At 40.9% G+C, this 23833-nt stretch carries 20 protein-coding genes and 1 pseudogene; 10 read left to right on the top strand and 11 right to left on the bottom strand.

Annotated elements, in window-relative coordinates; translation table 11 throughout:
• The first annotated feature begins 74 nt into the window (after positions 1–74).
• Positions 75–1418 carry a M24 family metallopeptidase gene (locus L659_RS0103210; protein ID WP_024589581.1) on the top strand — a complete coding sequence of 448 codons (1344 nt, stop codon included), beginning with the start codon at positions 75–77 and terminating at the stop codon, positions 1416–1418.
• 53 nt (positions 1419–1471) lie between these two features.
• Here the strand turns inward: L659_RS0103210 and speD are convergent, their stop codons facing one another.
• From speD to L659_RS0103170, 8 genes are all read right to left on the bottom strand, one after another.
• Entirely contained in the window at positions 1472–2284 is an 813-nt protein-coding gene (gene speD / locus L659_RS0103205; protein WP_007376266.1) for an adenosylmethionine decarboxylase, read from the bottom strand.
• A gap of 88 nt (positions 2285–2372) precedes the next feature.
• Positions 2373–2786, bottom strand: a complete 414-nt coding sequence (locus L659_RS0103200) for an OsmC family protein (RefSeq protein ID WP_002958863.1) — start codon at positions 2784–2786, stop codon at positions 2373–2375.
• A gap of 86 nt (positions 2787–2872) precedes the next feature.
• Positions 2873–3220, bottom strand: coding sequence for a DUF3802 family protein (locus tag L659_RS0103195; protein ID WP_007580087.1), 348 nt, complete (start codon positions 3218–3220; stop codon positions 2873–2875).
• A gap of 132 nt (positions 3221–3352) precedes the next feature.
• Entirely contained in the window at positions 3353–4822 is a 1470-nt protein-coding gene (gene astD, locus L659_RS0103190) for a succinylglutamate-semialdehyde dehydrogenase (RefSeq protein ID WP_024589580.1), read from the bottom strand.
• A gap of 15 nt (positions 4823–4837) precedes the next feature.
• Positions 4838–5854, bottom strand: coding sequence for an arginine N-succinyltransferase (gene astA, locus L659_RS0103185; RefSeq protein WP_024589579.1), 1017 nt, complete (start codon positions 5852–5854; stop codon positions 4838–4840).
• 85 nt (positions 5855–5939) lie between these two features.
• Positions 5940–7145 carry an aspartate aminotransferase family protein gene (locus L659_RS0103180; RefSeq protein WP_024589578.1) on the bottom strand — a complete coding sequence of 402 codons (1206 nt, stop codon included), beginning with the start codon at positions 7143–7145 and terminating at the stop codon, positions 5940–5942.
• A 379-nt stretch (positions 7146–7524) separates the two neighbouring features.
• Positions 7525–8685 (bottom strand): HDOD domain-containing protein, encoded by a 1161-nt coding sequence (locus L659_RS0103175; protein WP_024589577.1) that lies wholly within the window; start codon positions 8683–8685, stop codon positions 7525–7527.
• A 43-nt stretch (positions 8686–8728) separates the two neighbouring features.
• Positions 8729–9310 (bottom strand): anthranilate synthase component II, encoded by a 582-nt coding sequence (locus L659_RS0103170; protein ID WP_024589576.1) that lies wholly within the window; start codon positions 9308–9310, stop codon positions 8729–8731.
• Between the two features lie 551 nt (positions 9311–9861).
• Here L659_RS0103170 and L659_RS0103165 point away from each other — a divergent pair.
• From L659_RS0103165 to glpD, 8 genes and pseudogenes are all read left to right on the top strand, one after another.
• Positions 9862–10104 (top strand): YdcH family protein, encoded by a 243-nt coding sequence (locus L659_RS0103165; RefSeq protein WP_024589575.1) that lies wholly within the window; start codon positions 9862–9864, stop codon positions 10102–10104.
• Between the two features lie 445 nt (positions 10105–10549).
• On the top strand, positions 10550–11563 hold the full coding sequence (gene galE, locus L659_RS0103160; RefSeq protein WP_024589574.1) for a UDP-glucose 4-epimerase GalE: 1014 nt from the start codon (positions 10550–10552) through the stop codon (positions 11561–11563).
• A 1-nt stretch (position 11564) separates the two neighbouring features.
• A complete protein-coding gene (locus L659_RS0103155) occupies positions 11565–12629 on the top strand; it encodes a UDP-glucose--hexose-1-phosphate uridylyltransferase (RefSeq protein ID WP_024589573.1) in 1065 nt (354 codons plus the stop codon).
• Positions 12619–13767 carry a galactokinase gene (gene galK / locus L659_RS0103150; protein ID WP_024589572.1) on the top strand — a complete coding sequence of 383 codons (1149 nt, stop codon included), beginning with the start codon at positions 12619–12621 and terminating at the stop codon, positions 13765–13767. Before L659_RS0103155 ends, galK begins: the two co-directional genes overlap by 11 nt.
• Positions 13768–13786: 19 nt before the next feature.
• Complete coding sequence (locus tag L659_RS0103145) at positions 13787–14791, top strand: Gfo/Idh/MocA family protein (protein ID WP_024589571.1); 1005 nt, start codon at positions 13787–13789, stop codon at positions 14789–14791.
• Positions 14792–14820: 29 nt separating this feature from the next.
• On the top strand, positions 14821–16143 hold the full coding sequence (locus L659_RS0103140; protein ID WP_024589570.1) for an alpha/beta hydrolase family protein: 1323 nt from the start codon (positions 14821–14823) through the stop codon (positions 16141–16143).
• 197 nt (positions 16144–16340) lie between these two features.
• Positions 16341–17837: a glycerol kinase GlpK gene (gene glpK, locus L659_RS0103135; RefSeq protein WP_032826852.1), complete on the top strand. Its 1497-nt coding sequence runs from the start codon at positions 16341–16343 to the stop codon at positions 17835–17837.
• Positions 17838–18051: 214 nt separating this feature from the next.
• Positions 18052–19547: pseudogene (gene glpD, locus L659_RS01000000122895) on the top strand (glycerol-3-phosphate dehydrogenase).
• 40 nt (positions 19548–19587) lie between these two features.
• Here glpD and L659_RS0103125 read toward each other — a convergent pair.
• Both L659_RS0103125 and L659_RS0103120 read right to left on the bottom strand, forming a co-directional pair.
• On the bottom strand, positions 19588–20556 hold the full coding sequence (locus L659_RS0103125; protein ID WP_024589568.1) for a 2-dehydro-3-deoxygalactonokinase: 969 nt from the start codon (positions 20554–20556) through the stop codon (positions 19588–19590).
• Positions 20557–20559: 3 nt separating this feature from the next.
• Positions 20560–21318: an SDR family NAD(P)-dependent oxidoreductase gene (locus tag L659_RS0103120; RefSeq protein WP_002958845.1), complete on the bottom strand. Its 759-nt coding sequence runs from the start codon at positions 21316–21318 to the stop codon at positions 20560–20562.
• 199 nt (positions 21319–21517) lie between these two features.
• On the opposite strand from L659_RS0103120, the gene L659_RS0103115 reads away from it, so the two are divergent.
• Positions 21518–22219 (top strand): FadR/GntR family transcriptional regulator, encoded by a 702-nt coding sequence (locus L659_RS0103115; RefSeq protein WP_007580047.1) that lies wholly within the window; start codon positions 21518–21520, stop codon positions 22217–22219.
• Between the two features lie 256 nt (positions 22220–22475).
• On the opposite strand, the gene accC is transcribed toward L659_RS0103115, so the two are convergent.
• A complete protein-coding gene (accC, locus tag L659_RS0103110; protein ID WP_007580045.1) occupies positions 22476–23816 on the bottom strand; it encodes an acetyl-CoA carboxylase biotin carboxylase subunit in 1341 nt (446 codons plus the stop codon).
• Between the last annotated feature and the right edge of the window lie 17 nt (positions 23817–23833).

Below are 23833 nucleotides of genomic sequence, written 5' to 3'. Positions count from 1 at the left end.
TTTATCTCAAATTGTTTTTTTATAGTCGCTCTTCAGGCATTTTATAAATTAACTAGCCTAAAAATAAAACAATTATGCACTTTACTAAACAACTCCTACTTTATGTAAGCTTGCTAACTACGCTTGTTTTAAGCCTCTTTGTTAAAGCTGATGACGCTCCCGCTATTTTATCGATGAAAGAGCGCGCTGCGTTTATAGATAAAATAACTGAGCTTAGAGTTAATACCTTAATGCCCTCATTAATGAAGCAGCACAACACTGATATGTGGCTACTTATAAGTCGTGAATATAACGAAGATCCAATATTAAAAACAATGCTGCCTGCAACATGGCTTTCAGCCAGACGCACCACGATTTTACTATTTGCACTTAATAAACAAAGTGGTGTTGATGCTTACGCTATTGCGCCTTATAAAATAGGTAACGTATTTAAAAAAGGGTGGGATAAACAAACACAACCTAGCCAGTGGCAGGCACTCAATACGCTTATTGAGCAATACAAACCTCGCAACATTGCGCTTAATACTTCTACCGACTGGGCACATGCCGATGGCCTTGTGCTAGGCGATTACAAAACCTTAATGGCTAACTTGCCCGCCACTTATCACAATAAAATAATTTCTGCAGAGCCGCTTGCTGTTGCGTGGTTAGAGCAACGCATTCCTGAAGAAGTTAAAATGTATAAACATATTGTCGCTATTGCCCATCATATTATTGCAGAGGGGTTTTCGGGTAAAACAATTACGGTTGGTGAAACAACTAGCGATGACTTGGTATGGTGGTTTAGAGAGCGCGTAAAAGAGCTCAAACTACAAACATGGTTTCACCCAAGTGTTGCTATTCAGCGCGCCGATGCGAAGTCGTTTAATCATGAAGAAAGCTTTACCAATGGCTACGATGATAACGTTATACAAGCCGGTGACTTGCTTCATGTCGATTTTGGTATTACTGATTTACGCTTAAATACCGACACGCAGCAGCATGCGTATGTGCTCAAAGAAAACGAAACGAGTGCACCTAGTTACTTAGTTGAAGCACTAAAAAGCGGTAATAAACTACAAGACATATTTACCAGTCAATTTGCGGTAGGTAAAACCGGTAATGAGGTTTTAGCTGCAGCACGAAAAGCCGCTATTGATCAGGGATTAAAACCCACTATTTATACTCATCCTATTGGCTATCATGGTCATGCTGCTGGCACTACATTAGGTATGTGGGATTCTCAGCAAGGTGTACCGGGAGATGGTGACTATCCGCTTCATTTAAATACGGCTTACTCAATTGAGCTTAACAATGCTGTGTTTATAAAACAGTGGAATAAAGAAATAAGAATAATGCTAGAGGAAGATGCTATTTTTGATAAAAGCGGTGTCTGGTATTTAAATGGCCGACAAACACAGCTATTGCTTGTAAAATAAAGTATAAAAAAATGGCGCTCACTGAGCGCCATTTTTAATTTAATTCGTTGCTATTATTCTGTATCTGGCAGGTTACGGCCATAGAATATTTCTTGCATTTCACGGGTCAGCTTTGAGCGAATTTCGTCTTCTTCGCCCTCTGATAAATCTGCCGTAGAAAGGCCGAACAAATACGTGTTTAGATCGGTTTCTTTTAACATCATTTTGGTATGGAACAGGTTTTCTTGATACACGTTCACGTCCATCATTTGGTACGCTTCTTTTGTATCTTCTGTCATGAAGTTTTGAATCGAGCTAATAGCATGATCAATGTAGTGCTTAACACCGTTTATGTCGCGGGTAAAACCACGTACGCGGTAGTCAATTGTTACTACGTCTGACTCAAGGCTATGAATTAAGAAGTTTAACGCTTTAAGTGGCGAAATAATGCCACAAGTAGACACTTCAATATCAGCACGGAATGTACAAATACCATCATCAGGGTGAGCTTCTGGGTATGTGTGTACACAAATGTGGCTTTTATCTAGGTGTGCAACAACTGAATCAGGTAATGGGCCTGGTGCTTCGTCAGCATCGTAATTTTGCTGCTCTTCTACTGGTTCTTCTGAAACCAAAATAGTTACACTTGCGCCTTGCGGTTCATAATCTTGGCGCGCTACATTTAAAATATTAGCACCAATAATATCAACAACTTCACCTAAAATGTCGGTTAGTCTATCTGCACTGTACTGCTCATCGATATATTCAATATATTCTTTACGTTGTTGCTCGGTCTTTGCGTAACAAATATCATAAATACTAAAGCTTAAACTTTTGGTTAAATTGTTAAAGCCATGAAGTTTAAGTTTATCGAAGGGTTTGTTCATAATAAACCAACCTATAAATTAGTGGGTTCTGCACCTGCAGAATGAAAAGTTCGCGGATTTTATACGAATTTCCCTCGTGGAAAAAGCGTTATTTTGCTTGATCTTGCACAACTTCGTGGCTATGCGTAATTTCTACTGTTTTATCAAGCATTAATGCAACTGAGCAATACTTTTCAGCAGAGAGTGAAACGGCGCGTGCAAGGTGCTTTTCAGACACATTATTGCCTTTAACAACAAAGTGTAAGTTGATTTTGGTAAACACACGTGGGGCTGTTTCGGCGCGCTCTGCACTTAGTTGTACTTGTACATCTGAAAAATCTTGTTTGGCTTTTTTTAAAATACTAACCACATCAACTGATGAACAACAGCCAACTGACATTAAAACCATTTCCATTGGGCTTGGTGCTGCACTATCGCTGCCGCCATCAAACACAACATTGTGGTTAGAATTAGAACGACCAATAAACGTATCGCCTTCAACCCATTTTACATTTGCTTGCATTGTTATATCTCAAAAAAATATTTTCTTGATTGTAAGCAAGTTAGCCGTAGTTGCAAATGAAAATGCAACGCAGGGCTATAAAATGGCTAAGATTGTTGTGTTAAAGCGCTATCAAAGAGGTTTTTTACTAAACCTGCAAATTCATCTATAAAGGCATGCTGTTCAACCGTGACAGGCTGTGAGGTGATGCTGCTGAGGACTTCTTCTAAATCGTAAACTATGCCATCAACTTCGCGTACAATTTGACTACGCTGCTCTGTGTTGAGGTTTGTGTGCTGCTCGCAAATAAGCATCACATTTTGTGCAATAACGTCTTCGATTAATTCCATTACTGTTGGGGCACCTGGTTTTATTTCGCCTGGCTTCTCAAACAATGCTAAATTTTGAGTTAGATACATGATCAAATCATCGTACCCTTGCCTATCTAAAACCATTTTTGTACCACCTTTGTATAATTAATTATTTTTGATTTAAGCAGAAAGCGCTGTTGATTGCTAGCTTTGCGCGTTAGCAATACAAAAAAAGCAGCCGAAGCTGCTTTTATAATAATTAAGTAGTATTACTACTTAATCTATTTTTAAGCCTGGGCTTAGTGTTGCTGGCATAGCTACTTTTTCAAGCTCTACCGAAGCAACTGGGTATGCACAGTAATCGGCTGCGTAATACGCACTTGCTCTGTGGTTGCCCGATGCGCCAATACCACCAAACGGTGCTGCGCTTGATGCGCCAGTAATTGGGCGATTCCAGTTAACAATACCTGCACGAATACGACGTAAGAAATGGTCGTAATCTGCTGCACTGTCACTTAATAAACCAGCCGATAAACCAAAGGTTGTATCGTTTGCTTTATCAATGGCTTGGTCAAAGTCGTCAAAGCGGAATACTTTTAAAAGTGGTCCAAAATGCTCTTCATCTGGGAAGTCACTAATATTTGTACACTCAATAATACCTGGTGTTACAAAGCCAGTATTAGCTGTGTGCTCAAGTTCTACTAATACTTCACCACCAAGCTCAACAAGCTCTTTTTGCGCTTTAACCATGCCTGCAGCTGCAGCTGATGAGATCATAGAGCCCATAAATGGCTGGTCTGCATCATCGTAGTTGCCTACTTTAATCGCTTTAGTTGCAGTGATAAGGCGCTCTAAAATTGCATCGCCTTTGCTACCTTTAGGTAAAAACAATTTACGTGCACATGTACAACGCTGGCCGCTTGAGATAAACGCTGATTGAATAATATCGTGAACAACCGCTTTAGTATCTTCAACGTCAGTAATAATAAGTGGATTATTACCACCCATTTCTAGCGCTAAAATTTTACCCGGTTGACCCGCAAACTGTTCATGTAAAATATGACCAGTACGCGAAGAACCCGTAAAGAACAAGCCATCAATACCTTTGTGAGCAGCAAGGGCTTTACCCGTTTCTACTTCACCTTGTACAAGGTTAATGACACCTGCTGGTAAACCTGCTTTTTCCCACAGTTTAAGCGTAAGCTCAGCTACTTTAGGAGTAAGTTCAGACGGTTTAAACACAACCGTGTTACCTGCTAAAAGCGCTGGCACAATGTGGCCATTAGGTAAGTGACCCGGAAAGTTATACGGACCAAATACGGCTACAACACCATGTGGCTTATGACGAATCATCGCACGGCCAAGTGGCATTGCGTTTTCTACGTCGCCAGTGCGCTCTAAAAATGCTTTTTCAGAAATGGCAATTTTACCAACCATAGCACCCGCTTCTGTGCGAGTTTCCCACAGTGGCTTACCTGTTTCTTGTGCAATAGTAATAGCGAGCTCTTCGCTGTTTTCTTTTAATTGCGCTGCAAATGCTTTAATTATTTCTAAACGCTCAGTAAAGCTTTTATCAGCCCATGCATAAAACGCTTCGCGCGCTGCATTTACTGCGGTGTCTACTTGCGTCGCAGTTGCCGATGAAGCCTGCCAAATAACGTCGTTATTTGCAGGGTTTACTGAATTAAATTCTGTGCCTTGGCCTTGTGACCATTGACCATTTATAAATTGTGCAGGATGAGTCATATACTTTCTCCTAAATTAAATCGTGGTTGCACTAACAATATCGCCAGTTTGCAAATGCAGTGCATCTGCTATTTCTTGCGATAAAATAAGGCTTTTTGCGCGCTCGTCAAATGTCATTGGTGCAACGGTTGCTCTGAAACCTTCAAGCTTTTCGTTAGCTAGTAACACCATAGTGTCGCCAGTCATTTCGCCAATTTCAACGTTAAAGTGATTTGCATTACGAATAGTCGCAATGTTATCTACTTTTGCTTCAACCGTTGGGCCACCGTCAAAAATATCTACGTAGCCATTAAACGTAAAGCCTTCGCTTTTTAATAACTCGATTGCTGGGCGAGTGTTGTCGTGTACTTTACCAATTACGGCTTGCGCATCTTTACTTAGCAAGTTTACGTAAATTGGGTATTTAGGCATTAGTTCAGCAATGAAAACCTTTTGGCCAATACCTGTTAGGTAATCGGCTGTTGGAAAATCCATAGAGAAAAAGTGCTCTTCAAGCCACTGCCAAAAAGGGCTGCTGCCGTTTTCGTCAGACACACCGCGCATTTCTGCGATTACTGTTTGCGCAAAACGCTCTTGATGCTGTTTTATAAACATAAAGCGCGCTTTTGAAAGTAGCTTACCGTTACAATTTTTACGATAACCATCTTTTAAAAACAATGTGCAAAGCTCTGTAGCACCTGTGTAGTCGTTACATAGCGTTAGAATATCAACCGCTTTGTATACGCCTAATGTGCGCGAAGAGTGAATCACTTTACTTAAGTGATAATGATAAAATGCATCATCAAGCCCTACCGCAGCTTCAATTGCAGATGTCCCTACAACTTCACCGGTTTCGCTATCTTCAAGAACAAACAGGTAGCCTTCGTCACCAGGTTGTGACGTTTGTTTAGCAAAAGAGCTTACTGAATGGTCGATCTTTTTTTGCAATAGTTCTTCGTTTAATGGCAAAGACGTAAAACCATGCCCTGATTCGTGGGCAATTTTCAGTAATGCTGAATAATCATTTTGCTGGATTGGGCGAAGGATCATCATGAGTCCGCTTGCTCCCTTATAAATAACGGTAAATAGGAATTGCAGGGCAAGCAGTGCTTGCCCTTTATTGGTTGGCTTAAGTCGCTTATACGTTTACTACGCTTACTACTGCTTTTTCAAAGCGTGCCATACCTTCGCAAATGTCCGCATCAGGAATTACTAAAGATGGAGTGAAACGTATTACGTCTGCACCAGCAACTAATGACATAAGGCCTTGCTCAGTACCTGCCACTAAAAACTCTTTTGCACGACCTTTATATTGCTCGTTCACTACTGCACCAATTAATAAACCTTGGCCACGGATTTCGCTAAATACGTTATATTTTTCGTTAACCGCAGTAAGTAGTTCATTAAATAATGCTGCTTTAGCTTTTACGCCAGCAAGTACTTCTGGCGTATTTACTGTATCAAATGCAGCTTCTGCAACAGCACACGCAAGCGGGTTGCCGCCATAAGTAGAACCATGAGTACCTACTTTAAGATGCTGTGCAATTTCAGTTGTTGTGATCATAGCGCCAATAGGGAAACCGCCGCCAAGTGCTTTAGCTGAAGTTAAAATATCAGGTACTATGTTTAAGCCTTGGTATGCGTATAAATCGCCAGTACGACCAACACCTGTTTGTACTTCATCAAAAATAAGCAGTGCGTTATGCTTAGTACATAAATCGCGAACGCCTTGAGCAAACTCGTCAGTGGGTGAAACAATACCGCCTTCACCTTGAAGAGGTTCCATCATTACGGCACATGTTTTGTCGCTGATTAGCGCTTCAAAAGCAGCTAGGTCATTGTAATCACAATGTACAATGTCGCCAGGCTTAGGACCAAAACCATCTGAATATGCAGCTTGGCCGCCAACAGTTACGGTAAAGAATGTACGACCGTGGAAACCTTTGTTGAACGCGATGATTTGTGATTTTTCTGCGCCAAACTTATCAAGTGCAAAACGACGCGCTAACTTAAGCGCTGCTTCGTTTGCTTCTGCGCCTGAGTTGGCAAAATAAACTTTTTCAGCAAATGTAGCATCAACCATTTTTTTAGCTAGGCGAAGTGCCGGCTCATTGGTCATTACATTTGATAGATGCCAGATTTTTTCGCCTTGCTCTTTTAATGCGCCTACTAATGCAGGGTGGCAATGGCCAAGACAGTTAACTGCAATACCACCAGCAAAGTCGATAAACTCTCGACCTTCTTGATCCCATACGCGAGAACCTTCGCCTCGAACAGGAATTACGCTTGAAGGTGCGTAGTTAGGAACCATTACGTGATCAAATAATTCGCGATTGACTGTCATTTTATTTCCTCTTAATTGTGAGCAACACAAAACATCAAAATAGGTGTTTGGTTAATATTTGTAACCAACTTTATAGGCAAGATCAGTAACCTGATAATTGCGCAAAATTGCTTTGTGGTTCAATTTTCAGACGCACATTATTTCAGAATTACTTATATCTGTCTCGTTAAAAACTTTCATGTATCCCTTGAAAATAAAGGGCTAAAGATATTATTTCATAGATAGTGAATAACTATTTGCATAGCCATTCATACTTGGTTTTAGACAACTAACCGCATGAGCACCAAGGCAAGCACGCTTTAATCGGCAAATATGCAATATAACAATAGAGTGAGAATGAATGGTTAGTCGCAAAAAAATTAACAAAAAATTCAGATTTTTAGTCAATTTGAATAGCTAAATTGGTAAAATTACTCGATTGGAGGGTTTTTAGTTCCGTTTTAGTGAACTTAAAGTACGAAAACCAGCTTAGAGTTTCATCAGGCTCAATAAGTTGATGCTCTTTTAAATTAAGATATTGAGAGTAGCAACGTGCCTTTAGCATTACTTCTGTTAATGGCAGTAATGTATCGCCCTTATCTACCCCATTTACTAGCTGCTGCATTACACCTTTAAACGGTAAATATTTAAAAGCCATTTTGTCTATTACTTTGGCGCTTACTTCTATCGACTTATTGCTAAGTAGAGTGGTTAAAAATAGCGGGTCGGGCTGTAGCTCTAATAATGCGGTGTGTAAATCTTTTTGGTTTTCATTTCGGGCTAACTGCACTTTGCGTTGCCATACTTTCTCAAACGTTTTTAAGTACAAGCGCACTAATGCAATTCGCCCTACATCTAAAAGCATTCCAAGGGTAAATGCATGTACGTCATTCACATTATTAATTTGTGCAATTTTTTGCGCAGCAATCGCGTTTGCCATCGCGCTGTCGCGTAGCCGGCGTTTTAATAATGAAAATGGTTCGGTGCTATGTGGCATCCAATGACGCGCAGCAAATGTAGGAATAACTAGCTGTAAGTTATCAAGGCCAATATAACGAAGGGCAAGCGATGGTTTATCTACTTTTACAGACGTATTTTTACTACGCTGATTACGATAGTAAGGTAAATTAACAAGCGTTACTAACTCTCTACCCAACCAGCTTATATCATTTACCAATGGCTCTAAACGCCCTACCGACGCTGACTTTACCGCTAATATATCGAGTATATTGGCAATACCATCTTCAATACCTATAGTACTGTGAATTACGCCATCTATATCTTCGAGCTGCTTATATATAGCTGTTTCAATTGTTTTGTGCAGTTGCTCACTCGCTTGAGCGCGGTACTTATGATGTGCAGTACTGCTTTGCTGGCGTTTATTCTGTGCGGCCACTTCAACCTGAAGCAAAGTACGTTGCTTCATGGGTTCGCCGTAATCTATATCTAATGTATGGATGAAACCAATTTGCTGATGCGCAAAGCTGTGCCCAAGCAATAAGTCATGAGCCCGTTGGTTTAGTATTTTGGCAGTACGCTGCTGGGCTACAAGTTCAGTCATGACATCCATTAATAAAGTATTAAATGCTCTGTGTATTATAACATTAGAAGCGAGTTAAAAAGTTATCAAGCAGTTCTAAGCCTTGATCAGTTAGAATAGCTTCGGGGTGAAACTGCACACCTTCGATTGCTAGTTCTTTATGAAGTAACCCCATAATTTCGTCAAACTCGCCTTGCTCAGTCTGAGTCCATGCGGTTACTTCAAGTTCTTTAGGCAAAGTTTGTGATTTAACCACTAAAGAATGATAACGACACACTGTTAACGGGTTAGCTAAACCTTTAAACACCCCTTTATTAGTGTGAACTATGGGTGATGTTTTACCGTGCATTACTTTTTTAGCACGTATTACATCTCCTCCTAAAGCTTGTGCGATAGTTTGATGCCCCAAGCAAATTCCTAAAATAGGATATTGCCCTTTTAGTTGCTCAACAACATTTAGTGAAATACCCGCTTCGTTAGGGGTGCATGGCCCCGGCGATAAAACGATGTGTTTCGGGTTCAACTGCTTTATTTGTGCAATGCTTAGCTCGTCATTACGTTTCACTAAAACGTCTTGATCTAAACGCTGAAAATATTGCACTAAGTTGTAAGTAAACGAATCGTAGTTATCGATCATTAACAGCATTACACAACAAACCTTATAAATTATTGACCACTTACTTCACACAAATGGTACTAAGCGCTGCATTCTACCACTATTAACTAGCCAACATAAATTAGCAAAAAGTGTTAAAAATTAACTGTTTTTGCTAAAAGTTCTTTAAAGTCTTTAGTGGGTACTGGTTCACTTAACCCGAACTCTGGTTAAGAGATTTATTAACGTATTAAATCATGGTGATATTTAAACTTATTCTCTCAAGCCAGAGATTCCTTGCACCTTGAGCAATAATATCGAGCTTTAAGCTTTTCGCGAGTAGTTAACACACCTTTTAGGCTGTATACCCCAACAATAAATTATTGACCTCTAAAGTACGTGCGTTTATTGATCGCTCTATTAAATACTTTGGTGAAATACCTTACTGAGCAAAATAAACAGATTGTTTGCGCTACATCAAATTAGCGGCTCAATGGTTGAATTATATCTATGTAAGCCCCAGTGTATTATATGAAAGGCAGTAATTCACTTATACAACTCACTTACTTGTGAGCTCATTTATATCCTATTAAGGAGCGAATATGTTAGGCGAAGACCACTCATTAACTAATGACTTTCCAGAGTACTTAAAGACCATTGCCGAGTTAAATGACAGCGATACTGAATTTGCAAAAAAAGCAGATAAGTACGACAAGCTAGATAAAGAAATTAGAGTGTTAGAGCTCAAAGATGCCCCCATAAGCGACGAGCAAATGCATCAGCTAAAACACGAACGTACGGAATTAAAAGATTGGCTATACGAGCGCTTGCAGCAAGAGCAGTAATGCAACTAAATAAAAAGAGCTCACTGATAAAGTGAGCTCTTTAGATCAACAATGGCTATTTTCTCTAAACCTTACAAAGCCACCCACAGGTTTCATAAATACAGTGCTTGGGTTAATAACATCTTTGCGTTTCTAGCCAGTGCTATCGGTAGCACCGGTAAGTAAAACTGTTTTATTTATGTTGCTCTCTCCTAACTTTGTTCTCGCTATATTAGCAGCCCCCCTACCGCTGAAATTAGGTCAATAATCGAAACAGTTTATCTAATCAATTGATAAATCTAAGCCTTTGTTAGTTAAAATAAAAGCATGCTATTTAGAGGCAGGCGAGTGTTTAATCTGAATGTTTTTTATGCTTTTATTTGAATTATCCAACAATCATAACTATTGTTTTTAAACCACCTTAATAGTAGTATTTATCATATAAATACACTTTTCGAGAATAAACATGAAAGTTTTAGTCACTGGCGGCATGGGTTACATAGGTAGCCACACATGTATTGCATTGCATGAAGCAGGTATTACACCTGTTATTTATGATAACTTGTCTAATGCTAGTTCGCGGGTACTTGACCAACTCGAAAAGATTACTGGCACTCGGTTTGAGTTTATATTGGGTGACATTCAAGACGAGCAACAATTTAAACTCGCCCTAAAACATACTAAAGCCGAAGCTGTTTTTCACTTTGCGGCTTTAAAAGCCGTTGGCGAATCAACTGAGCAACCACTGCGTTATTATCAAAATAATGTGTCGGGCACATTAAGCATGCTACAAAACATGCAAGAGGCAGGCGTTAACCATATTATATTTAGCTCATCGGCTACAGTATACGGTGAGCCAGACTACCTCCCTATTGACGAAAAGCATCCTATACGCGCAACTAATCCTTATGGTTGGACTAAAGTCATGGTTGAACAAGCCATGCAAGACGTATGTAATGCCAACAGTCAATTTATGGGTATTGCGCTTCGTTACTTTAACCCAGTAGGTGCACACCCAAGTGGTTTATTAGGTGAAAGCCCTAATGGTATTCCTAATAACTTAATGCCTTTTATTGCTCAAACTGCAGTAGGTAAACGTGACGTGGTCAATATTTTTGGTGACGACTACGACACCGAAGATGGCACAGGCGTGCGCGACTATATTCATGTTTTAGATTTAGCTAAAGGTCATGTTGCGGCATTTATGCAGCATAAAACAGATACCGCCTTTCATGCTTACAACTTAGGCACAGGGCAAGGTTATTCTGTGCTTGATATGATCAACGCATTTAGCGCATCAGCCAATAAAGATATTCCGTATAAGATTGCGCCGCGCCGAGCAGGTGATATTGCCTGTAACTACGCCGATGCCACAAAAGCGCAAAACACACTTAACTGGCACGCAGAACTAACACTTAGCGACATGACAAACGACACATGGCGCTGGCAAACTAATTACCCAAGTGGGTTGGAGAGTTAACATGGCTTTATTAGAAAGTACTCACAGACGTAAAAATCCGCTAACGGGTCGTTGGGTATTAGTGTCACCACATCGTAATAACCGCCCATGGTTAGGCGCAACAGAAGCCGTTAACGAAAACGTATTACCAAAACACGATGAAAGCTGCCCACTTTGCCCAAGCAATACCCGTGCAAATGGCGACAGCAATCCAGATTACAAATACACACACATATTTAGAAATGACTTTGGCGCATTAACACCTAATGCCAGCGAGCAATTACAAAGCTTAGAGTCAGACAGCGATTTATTTATTGCCGACGAAGCCAGTGGCGAATGCCGCGTAATTTGTTTTTCTCCAGAGCATAATAAAACACTACCAGAGCTTAGCCAAAACGCATTGCACGAAGTAGTAAAAACCTGGAAACAAAATTACACTGAGCTTGCACAGCAGTACGAATGCGTACAAGTTTTTGAAAATAAAGGCGAGATCATGGGTTGTTCGCAACCTCATCCTCACGGCCAAGTATGGGCTCACTCGCATTTATCAACCGAAATAGAAGCCGAAGATAACCAGCAGCTTGCCTATTATAAAAAGCATGGCACAGCCATGCTTGCCGATTACGCGCAAAAAGAGCAAGCAGATAAAACTCGTGTTGTATTTGAAAACGAACATTGGCTTGTTGTTGTGCCATTTTGGGCTGCATGGCCGTTTGAAACAATGCTAGTAACTAAAGATAACATTCAAAACTTTAGCCAGCTAAACGATGCGCAAACCGACTCTTTGGCTCAGGCACTTAAAGTATTAACCACTAAGTACGACAACGTATTTAATTGCAGCTTCCCCTACTCAATGGGTTGGCACAATGCACCCGCTAATAGAGGCTCTAATGAGCAGCATTGGCGCTTACATGCACACTTTTATCCGCCGCTACTTCGTTCTGCTACTGTTAAAAAACACATGGTAGGCTACGAAATGCTAGGCGAAAGCCAACGCGATTTAAGCGCAGAAACCGCTGCTTCTATTTTAAAAGCAGCCAGTACAACACACTATAAAGATACAGCAGGACACACAGATGAAGCTTAACGAATTCCAACAACAATTTTTGTCACTGTATGGCGCGCCTGCTCAAGGTATTGCAGCAGCACCGGGGCGTGTAAACCTCATTGGCGAATTTACCGACTACAACGACGGTTTTGTTTTACCGTGTTCGTTAGAGTTTCGTACCCAAGTAATGTTTAAAGAGCGCGACGACAATATTATCACTGTGCATTCTTTAAATTACCCAGGCGAAAAAGACAGCTTTAGCGTTGATGAAGAAATCACTGAAGGCCAATCGCAATGGGGTAACTACATTCGTGCTGTTTCTTATGTTCTTAAAAGAGCGGGCTACACACTGCGTGGCGCCGATCTACTAATTGACAGTAACTTACCGCAAGGTAGTGGCTTGTCGTCATCGGCAGCACTAGAAGTTGCAGTTGGCGGTATGTTTAACCATGTTGCACAGCTTGGTTTACCGCCAGAGCAAATTGCGCTATTTGGCCAAGAAGCCGAAAATGACTTTATGCATTGCCAATGCGGCATTATGGATCAGCTTATTTCAGCTAAAGGCGAAAATGGGCATGCACTATTAATCGACTGTGAAAACCTAGCAACCAAATCAGTTAAAGTTCCTGATGATTTAAATATTGTTATTGTTAACTCTAACTACCCGCGCAAGTTGGTTGATAGCGAATACAACCAGCGCCGTATTGACTGCGAACAAGCTGCTGTAAAAATGGGTGTAGAAACACTTCGCCAAGCAACCATGACTGGCTTGCAAGCAGTAAAAGCGACATTAAGCGAAAACGAATATAAACGTGCACACCACGTAATTAGCGAAAACGACCGTGTAATTGCAGCAACTACTGCACTACAAAATAACGATATGGATGCGCTTCGCGAATTAATGGCTGCATCGCATCAATCTCTCAAACACGACTTTGAAGTAACCGTACCAGCAACCGATGGCCTAGTAGAAATTTGTAAAGAAGCGATGGGCGATCGCGGCGCAGTACGTATGACGGGTGGCGGCTTTGGTGGTGCTATTGTATGTTTGTGTCGCGATGCGGAAGTACCACTAATTAAAGCTGCGGTAGAAAAGCATTACTTTGAGCGTTTTAGCCTAAATGCTGATATTTACGTATGTTCAGCGGGCTCAGGATTACAAATTACGTCTTTTTAAATAAACTTAAGGAATAAGCATGGCAAAGGTTAATTGGGGAATTATTGGGTGTGGCAATATAGCTCACACCTTTGCTAAAAGCATTGCGCATTGTAGTGATGCACAGCTTATTGGCGCGGCTTCAACGAGTATGCAGCGCGCTAAAGAATTTGCCACATCGTACAATATTCAAGGCTATGAGAGCTACCAAGCACTTATTCAATGCCCAAACATTGACGCTATTTATATTGCCAATACGCACGATCAACACTTTAAAACGATAGCCGAATGCTTAACACACAATAAGCACGTGCTAAGCGAAAAACCAATTACCGTTAATGCTGAGCAGTTACAAAGCCTCACTAAGCTTGCCAAGCAACAAAACTGCTTTTTAATGGAAGGTGTTTGGATGCGGTTTTTACCAGCTATAGTAAAATTACAACAGCTCCTAAGTGAAGGTGTTATTGGTAATGTGCACAGTGTTAATGCCAACTTTAGTTTACCTGGCAGCTTTGCCGACACTCACCGATTAATGAACCCTGTAACAGCGGGTGGCGCCCTGCTCGATTTAGGTATTTACCCTATTTCGATTGCTGATGTGGTATTTAATAAAACCCCTGAACACATCAAATCCTTTGTACATAAAAGCACAACCGGCGTTGATGAGCGAAGCACTGCTATAGTTGATTACGGTAACGGGCAATTTGCATCTCTTGCCAGCGCACTGCAGCAAAATGGCCCAACAGAAGCATGTATTAATGGTGAGCTTGGCTATATTAGAATACCTCAGTTTGTAGGTGCAAAAACGCTAGAGCTACACATAAACGACCAAGACCCTCAGTACTTTGAATACGACTTTAGCGACGATGAAAACTTTAAGTTTGAAATTGCACATGTCACGCAGTGTATATTACAAAAACAAACCCAAAGCAGCGTATTACCACTGGGTACTAGCTTACGAGTTATGAACATAATGGATACCTTACGAGCACAATGGCAGCTGCAATATAGCAATGCCATCGAGTCAGCTGAACTGACAAATTAAAAAATAAAAATACACAACAAGGACACACAATGACACACACACTCAAGGCGCTTTCAAAAGCCATATTACTTGCTACGTGCAGTTTATCTGCCAGTGTAGCTGTTGCTGAATCTAATAAACCAGAGCAGCTATACCCGCCAATCACTAGCGAAGTACTCCCAGAGCTTGCAGCTAAAGGTAGCTACAATGTAGGTGTGCAAACACTTGATTTAGTTAACCCTGCGCAATTTGACCCCGCTACACAAGGTCAAAAAGATCGCCCTTTAAAAGTAGAAGTGTGGTATCCGGCTGCAAATACAGCAAAAGCGCCACTTAGCAGCTACACAGATGAAACTCGCTCAGGTAAAGAGTTTACTCTGCAAGCCGATGCAATGCGTGATGTCGCCATTAATAATAAAGAACACTACCCTGTGATAGTGCTTTCGCACGGTTATACCGGTTACCGTACAATTATGTACTACCTTGGCGAGCATTTAGCGTCGCACGGTTACATTGTGGTAGCTATTGATCATACTGACTCAACCAATGCCGATGTTGATTTTAAAAATGCGCCGTTCTCTGGCTTTTTTAGCACGCTTATAAATCGCTCACGCGATCAGCAGTTTGTTATTAATTACTTTAATGAGCAAAACAACTTTGCAAGCAAGCAGGTAGATAACAAAAGCGCAGGCGTAATTGGTTACTCAATGGGTGGCTATGGCGCTGTAAATACGATAGGTGGTTGTTACGCTTTTAATGAGCAAACTACGGCTATGTTTACAGGTATGAAAGACCCAGCTCAAATTAAACAAGTACAGCAATTACTAAACAGCTGCGCTGGTGGGCAATACCAAAACCCAAAAGTAGACCCGCGTATAAAAGCGATGGTGGCCTTTGCACCATGGGGCGGACAGCACGCTATATTTGATGCCAAAGCGATGGGAAATATTAAAGTACCTTCGCTTTATGTCGCCGGTAACTTAGATGACATTTCTGGCTATGAAGGTATTAAAAACCTTTATAACCAAACAGGCAGCAAAGATAAGTACATGCTTACTTACAAAAATGCACGCCATAATATTGCACCACACCCAGCCCCTGCTATTGCACAAAGCAGCAGTGAGCTAGATATAGGCCATTACTACGAGCCTTCGTGGTCTATGCGCACAATTAACGAAACCAACAAGCATTTTGTACTTGCGATGATGGACTGTCATGTAAAAGGCATAACCACTCAATGTGAATACTTAGATTTACCACAAAACGGCGACCAAGCTGTTGTTGACGGTAAACCACTACCACAGTGGCGCGGGTTTGATAATCGCTTTTCTACCGGTATGGATTGGCAGCAAGCTAAACCACACGCTAAATAACTTACTCAACACGGCTATCTTTTTTTATAGCCGTGTTCGCACTTAAAATCACCTCAAAGTAAAACGTGTTTTATTAAAGAGTTACCTGTTAAAAAAACACGCTTACTTTTTAATCAGGAATTTTAAGAAAAAATCATTGCCATTAGCCTCAGTTAAAGGCAATCTAGCTATATATAAGATAAATAATATTAATAATTATGTCCAAATACATACTCTCAATTGATCAAGGAACCACAAGCTCTCGGGCCATCTTGTTTACAAAAGATGCAGACGTTTTTGGTACAGCACAACAAGAATTTTCGCAGCATTTTCCACAAAATGGTTGGGTAGAACACGACCCTAACGATATTTGGCAAACAGTGCTTAGCACTAGTCGCGAAGTGTTAACTAAAAACGATGTAAAGCCTGAAGAAATTATTGCCATTGGTATCACCAACCAGCGCGAAACCACTTTAGTGTGGAACAAAAAAACAGGCAAAACAATTTATAACGCTATTGTATGGCAAGACCGTCGCACAAGTGACTATTGCGAAAGCCTAACAACTGATGAGCTTTGCCAAACTATAAGCGAAAAAACAGGCTTATTGCTCGACCCTTATTTTTCGGCCACTAAAATTCGTTGGATTTTAGATAACGTTGAAGGCGCACGCGAACAAGCCCTTGCAGGTGAGCTCGCCTTCGGTACAGTTGACACTTACCTACTTTGGCAGCTAACAGGCGGCAAAGAGCACCGCACCGATGCAACCAATGCATCACGCACCATGTTATTTAATATTCACACCCAGCAGTGGGATCAAGAGCTTCTAGAGTTATTCGATATTCCAGAATCTATGCTGCCAGAAGTAATGGATTCAGCTGACGAGTTTGGTTCAACGAGTGCTGACATTTTTGGCGCGCCAATTCGTGTTTGTGGTATTGCAGGCGATCAGCAAGCTGCGCTTGTTGGCCACGCATGTTTTGAACAAGGCATGGCAAAAAGTACTTACGGTACTGGCTGTTTTTTAATGCTTAACACTGGCGAAAAAGCACTGACCTCAGAAAACCGCTTATTGACCACTGTTGCTTATAGATTAAACGGCAAGCCAACTTACGCCATTGAAGGCAGTATATTTATGGCTGGCGCAACTATGCAGTGGATTGTTGAAGGCTTAAAGCTACTTAGCCATGCTGGCGAAAGTGAGTCGATGGTTAAAGATGTACCGCTCGATCATGGTGTATTTTTAGTGCCTTCGTTTACGGGTTTAGGTGCTCCTTATTGGGACCCTAATGCACGTGGCGCTATTTTAGGGCTAACACGCGATTCGGGTATTAGCACCATAGTTGCTGCAGCGCTGCAATCAGTTGGCTACCAGACCAAAGATTTACAAAAAGCGATGGAGCGTGATGGTCTTCGCCCAAGTGTGCTTCGTGTAGATGGCGGTATGGTAAAAAATAATTGGGTTATGACCTTTTTATCAAATATTTTAGGCGCAACAGTTGAGCGCCCAACTGTGACCGAAACCACTTCTTTAGGCGTAGCATATTTAGCAGGCTTACAAACGGGTGTGTACGAGTCAACTGAGCAGTTATCTAAAATGTGGACATGCGACCGTCGTTTTGAGCCAACCATGAGTGCCGACGAGCGTAACGACCTATACGCAAAATGGCAGCACTGCGTAGCTCAAGTATGCTTAACGAATAAAAACTGCCCATAGTAAATACTAAGTGGTTAAGGCCAATACTTTAACCACTTTGCTTTTTTAACTTAGCTAAATGCTAGATTTAAAATGCATGCTTTACTGCTTTAAATTGAAAATGGATTGGCGTCAAAATTAACGAATAAAAAACTGGGTTTTCTATTGTCAAATGAAAACAGCAGCTTTATGATGCTTATGTCTTATTTATATTACAAATAAAAAGGTTAGCTCGGTGGAATTAGCAGATAACGAATATGACTTACTAGTCATCGGTGGCGGTGTAAACGGCACTGGAATAGCAGCTGATGCAGCAGGCAGAGGATTAAAAGTACTCTTGTGCGAACAATCAGACCTTGCCTGTGCAACATCTTCAAATAGTTCTAAGCTGATCCACGGTGGTCTACGCTACCTTGAGCATTACGAATTTAGATTAGTAAAAGAAGCCCTAGCAGAGCGAGAAGTGCTACTTAAGAACGCACCCCATATTATGTGGCCACTTACTTTTAGATTGCCGCATCAAAAGCATTTACGCCCTGCATGGATGATTCGCATTGGTTTGTTTATGTATGACAACCTAGCGAAACGCGAAACACTAGCGGGTTCTCGAAGCATTAAATTTGGCGAAAATAGCGTTTTAGAACCCTCTATTACCAAAGGGTTTGAATACTCTGATGGCTGGGTTGACGATTCTCGCTTAGTCGTTTTAAACGCCCTTGCGGCGCAGGAAAAAGGCGCCGTTATTACCACACAAACTAAGTGTGTAAATGCTAAACGTGAGCACGGTAAATGGCAGGTAACGCTTGAACAACAAAAGAGTAAAGCTAAATACAGCATTTCAGCCAAAGGTATCGTTAATGCTGCAGGCCCGTGGGTTGCTAAGTTATTTGATGAAGCCCTAACAGAAAAATCGCCACAAAATATTCGCCTTGTAAAAGGTAGCCACATTGTAGTGCCTCGCATTCACGATGAGAAACAAGCTTATATTTTACAAAATAAAGATCAGCGTATTGTGTTTGTTATTCCGTTTGAAGATGACTTCTCACTTATTGGCACAACTGATGTAGAACACAAAGGTGCCCCGCAAGACGTTAAAATTAGTGATGAAGAAATTGATTACTTAATTGATATTACTAATACCTACTTTAAACAACCGATTAAACGCGAAGACATAGTACATACCTTTTCAGGTGTACGCCCATTACTTGATGACGAATCAGTTAATGCGCAAGCCGTTACTCGCGATTATAAATTAGAGCTTTCGAGTGATGCTAAGCAAGCACCTCTATTGAGTGTGTTTGGTGGAAAAATTACAACTTATCGCAAACTTGCCGAAGCTGCGGTTAATAAGCTTGAAGACTTTTACCCACAAATGAGCAAAGCGTGGACCAAGTATAGCTCGCTCCCTGGTGGTGATTTTAGCTCTGTAGAAGCACTTAAATCAGAGCTAAAAGCAAAATATGAATGGCTACCTGAAATAACACTTAAACGCTTTGTACGCACTTATGGTACTCGTGCTAAAAATATATTAGGTAGTGCAACTGGGTTGAGTGATTTAGGCCAAGATTTTGGCCATGGTTTATTTGCAGCAGAAGTAGATTACTTGCTAAATGAAGAGTGGGCAGAAAACGCATACAATACCGCAGCAAATTAGGACTACGTTTTAATGAGGCACAAGTTGCTGCGCTCAATGATTACATTGAGCATAACCAAGCAGCTAAAAGCGCTTAACTATTAAGTTATAATAGCTTCCTGTTAACCCCTTTATAATTTAATTATTATAGAGGGGTTTATTTTTTGACTCTAAATTAAATAAGTAATTAAAGCCGCTTAGCGTGGCTGTTTTAATATCAAACTCAACACACTTAACACCAATTTGTTTAAGCGCTGTGGTAAAACACTTATTAAGCTGCTTTGTGCCAATCACCACTACTTGTGTATCACTCAATAATTGCCACTCGCTTGCATGGCGAGCTGCTCGTACATCGCTGCCAATTAATACACCCGACAAATAAGCTTTGGCTTGTACTGGCGTTAACTCTTTTGAAAGCTGGCGTGTACGCACACTAAAAATACCATGAGCCAAGTTACCGCTATCACTACCTAAAGTTAGCTCACAGCCTTGCTCAAATGCTTTAAAATCAAACTCACCTTCTGCGCAGTCATTAGGAATTAAAACACTTTGATGACATAACAAATCGTATAACTCGCCGGTCATGGCTGTTTTAAAGCAAATGATTTCGCCGTTATTTATAAGCACCCATTTGGTATGTGTGCCAGGCAAACATAATAATATTTTACCTTGTTGATATTCTGGATTTTGCTTTAAAAACCCTAAAATTTGCAGCTCTTCGCCGCGCATTACATCAAACAAGCCGTTTTGCAGCGTACACTTTGTGCCAGGTAACGCTTTAATAATATGTCCATCGCAATCAAAGCTAACCGCAGCATTAAGTAGCCCTTCGGGATTAATTGGGCATTCTAAATATGGCGTTTCGTGCCAGCCGATGCTTGAGGTAATTTGCCCTGCAATATATATAGGTAAACTGCCATATTCTTGCTTCCACACCGAAATCGTGTCGATTAGGGTTTGCTCAAAATTTTGATTCGCCTTAACAACGCCAGGGCCATCACGTTGTGCTAATAATTTAAGTGTTGATTGCGCTTGTACTTCGCACAAATAAGCACGTAAATGGCTCGTGCCCCAGTCAACAGCAATAAAAAGAGATGAATTAGCCAAGCTTTAAAGCCTCCCACCGTCAATTTTAATACTTTGCCCGGTGATCATACTGCTTTCATCGGCGGCTAAAAAGAGTGCCAAATTAGCAACATCTTCAGGAGTTACTAATTTTTTAAGTGCCATGGCTTCCATCCACTTAACTTGCTCTTCTTCGGTAAACCAGCTTGCTAGTTGACGGTCGGTAGCCACCCACCCTGGCAAAATAGCGTTAACGCGAATACCAAACTCGCCGTAATCGCGAGCCAATGCCTTAGTCATACCAATTAGCCCTGCTTTTGCGGTTACATAGCCTGCCATTTGTGGCTGGCCCATAATCGCGTTAATAGAGCTAAAATTAATGATACTGCCGGCTCCATCGCCTTTCATAAAAGACATAGCAACTTGAGAGGCAAAAAATGCAGGGTTTAAGTTTATTTGTAAGCACTGATCCCAGTCTTGCACTGTAACGTCTTCGCTCGCTTGGCGGCGGTCGTTCGCTACATTATTGACTAGTACATTAATGGCACCAAAAGCGGCGCATGCATCCACAAGTGATTGCTGAAGTGCATGAGAGTCAGTTACATCAACTTGCCTATACCATAGTTTTGCATTGGGTAAATCACGAATAAGCGATTGCGCTGCCTTATCATCAATATCTATAAATGCTACTTTTGCATTTTGGTTTACAAAGGACTTAACCATTGCTCTGCCAATGCCTGATGCACCACCAGTAATAAAAATAACTTTACCAGAAAGACTATGATATTGAGCTAGGGTGTTCAAATTCAACTCTCCATACAGCGCATTTTCAATTTTATTTAAACTCTTTATAAACTTACATTTACAGTATAAAGAGCCAAACTAAGTTGTTATTGCTGTGCTAAAATATTTAACTAATTAAAAGTTTATATCATATCCTTAAGTACATTAATATGATATATGATATATAATAAAGCAATATATCAACTCGGAATCCTGCGCAATGAAAAGCCAACCCCGTCAAAATTTAACACAACAATTAACCCACGATTTGGGTTTTGCTATTGTGCGTGGTGTTTACCCTGTAAGCGAAGGCCTCCCTTCTGAAGCCGATTTATGTATAAAGTATGATGTAAGTCGCAGCGCTACCCGCGAAGCGGTAAAAATGCTCTCTGCTAAAGGATTAATTTCTTCTCGTCCTAAGCAAGGTATTCGTGTATTACCTGAAAGCAGCTGGAACATGTTTGACACAGACGTACTACGTTGGATTTTAAGCAGCAAGCCATCACTTTCATTATTAAAAGAATTTACTCAAGTACGCGTTGCCCTTGAACCACAAGCAGCCGCTCTTGCTGCACTAAATGCAACTGCTGAACAACTCGCTGAAATTGATAACGCCTTAGCCCGTATGGCTGAAGCAGACGAAGGCTTGGACGACCCACTCGAAGCTGATATTGCTTTTCATACCAGCATATTAGTTGCCAGTAACAATCGCTTTTTTGTGCAGTTAACTGAGTTTATTAGTACTGCCCTTAGAGTAAGTATTCGTTATACAAACCACATTAAAGGTGTACCGGGCGCAGACGTTGCTAAGCACGCTGATATTTTAGAAACCATAAAGTCACGCGATCCTGAACGCGCTAAAAAAGCAGTAGAAACAATTTTAGAAGAAGCACTACAGTTAATTGAATCTAAATTAGTTTAATGTTAGTTCAACATATTGTATAAATATTGAGTCCATCGAATTTACTCTTTGCAGTATATTTTATGGACTTTTTTATTGCCTATAAGGCTTTATACCAATCCGCAATAATACTTGATCATTTAATTAAACGAATTGGTATAAATTACAGACATTAAAAAATCCGATATCAGTCTCCTGATATCGGATTTTTAATTATTTAAATCAGATTAATAACTCTGGTTATTAACTGAGATAAAACGCCTTTTACAGGCTAGAATTACAATCCTAATTTCTTCTCAAGGTAGTGGATGTTAGTACCACCATTTTGGAAGTTTTCATCTGCAAGAATTCTCTTATGCAAAGGAGTATTAGTTTTAATTCCGTCAATTACTAGCTCGTTAAGTGCATTGCGTGCGCGAGCAATAGCTACATCACGGTTTTCACCGTAAGTAATTAACTTACCAATCATTGAATCGTAATGTGGTGGAACCGTGTAGTCAGCGTAAATATGGCTGTCCCAACGAATACCTAAACCACCTGCTGGATGGAAACGTGTAATTTTACCCGGTGACGGGATAAACGTTTCAGGATCTTCAGCATTAATACGACACTCAATAGCATGACCACGAATAACAACGTCGTCTTGAGTGAATGATAACGGTTGACCCGCTGCAATTTTTAACTGCTCTTTCACTAAATCGATACCAGTAACCATTTCAGTTACAGGGTGTTCAACCTGAATACGTGTATTCATTTCGATGAAGTAAAACTCGCCGTTTTCGTATAAAAACTCAAACGTACCTGCACCGCGGTATCCAATTTCGATACATGCACGTGTACAGCGCTCGCCAATGAATTTACGCGTTTCAGCAGTAATTCCTGGTGCTGGAGCTTCTTCAACTACTTTTTGGTGACGACGTTGCATAGAACAATCACGTTCACCTAAATGTACTGCATTACCTTGGCCGTCTGCTAATACTTGAACTTCGATGTGGCGTGGGTTTTCAAGGAATTTTTCCATGTAAACCATGCTATTACCAAAGAATTGCTTAGCTTCTTGCTGTGTTAATGCAATTGAATCAATAAGTTCAGATTCGCTGCGAACAACACGCATACCACGACCACCACCGCCACCAGCAGCTTTGATGATTACCGGGTAACCGATACGCTTAGCGATTTGCATGTTGCGTTCTTTATCATCTGATACTGGACCGTCAGAGCCAGGAACACATGGAACGCCGGCTTTACGCATTGCTGCGATAGCAGACACTTTATCACCCATAAGGCGAATAGTGTCGCCACGAGGACCGATAAATACAAAACCACTTTGCTCAACTTGGTCGGCAAAATCAGCATTTTCTGCAAGGAAACCGTAACCAGGATGAATCGCTACAGCATCAGTTATTTCAGCCGCAGCAATTATGCGCGGAATATCTAAATAACTTTCAGTTGCTGATGGTCTACCAATACAGATGGTTTCATCTGCAAGCAATACATGCTTAAGATCGCGATCTGCCGTTGAATGCACAGCAACCGTTTTGATCCCAAGCTCTTTGCAGGCGCGCAATATACGAAGTGCAATTTCACCTCGGTTTGCAATGACTACTTTATCTAACATTAGAGTTGGCCTTTTAG

Origin of the sequence: Pseudoalteromonas sp. S8-8, from assembly GCF_000497875.1 — a bacterium.
Taxonomy (GTDB): Bacteria; Pseudomonadota; Gammaproteobacteria; order Enterobacterales; family Alteromonadaceae; genus Pseudoalteromonas; species Pseudoalteromonas arctica.
Note: the sequence above shows the minus strand (reverse complement) of the source record. Positions and strands in the feature narration are given on the sequence as shown.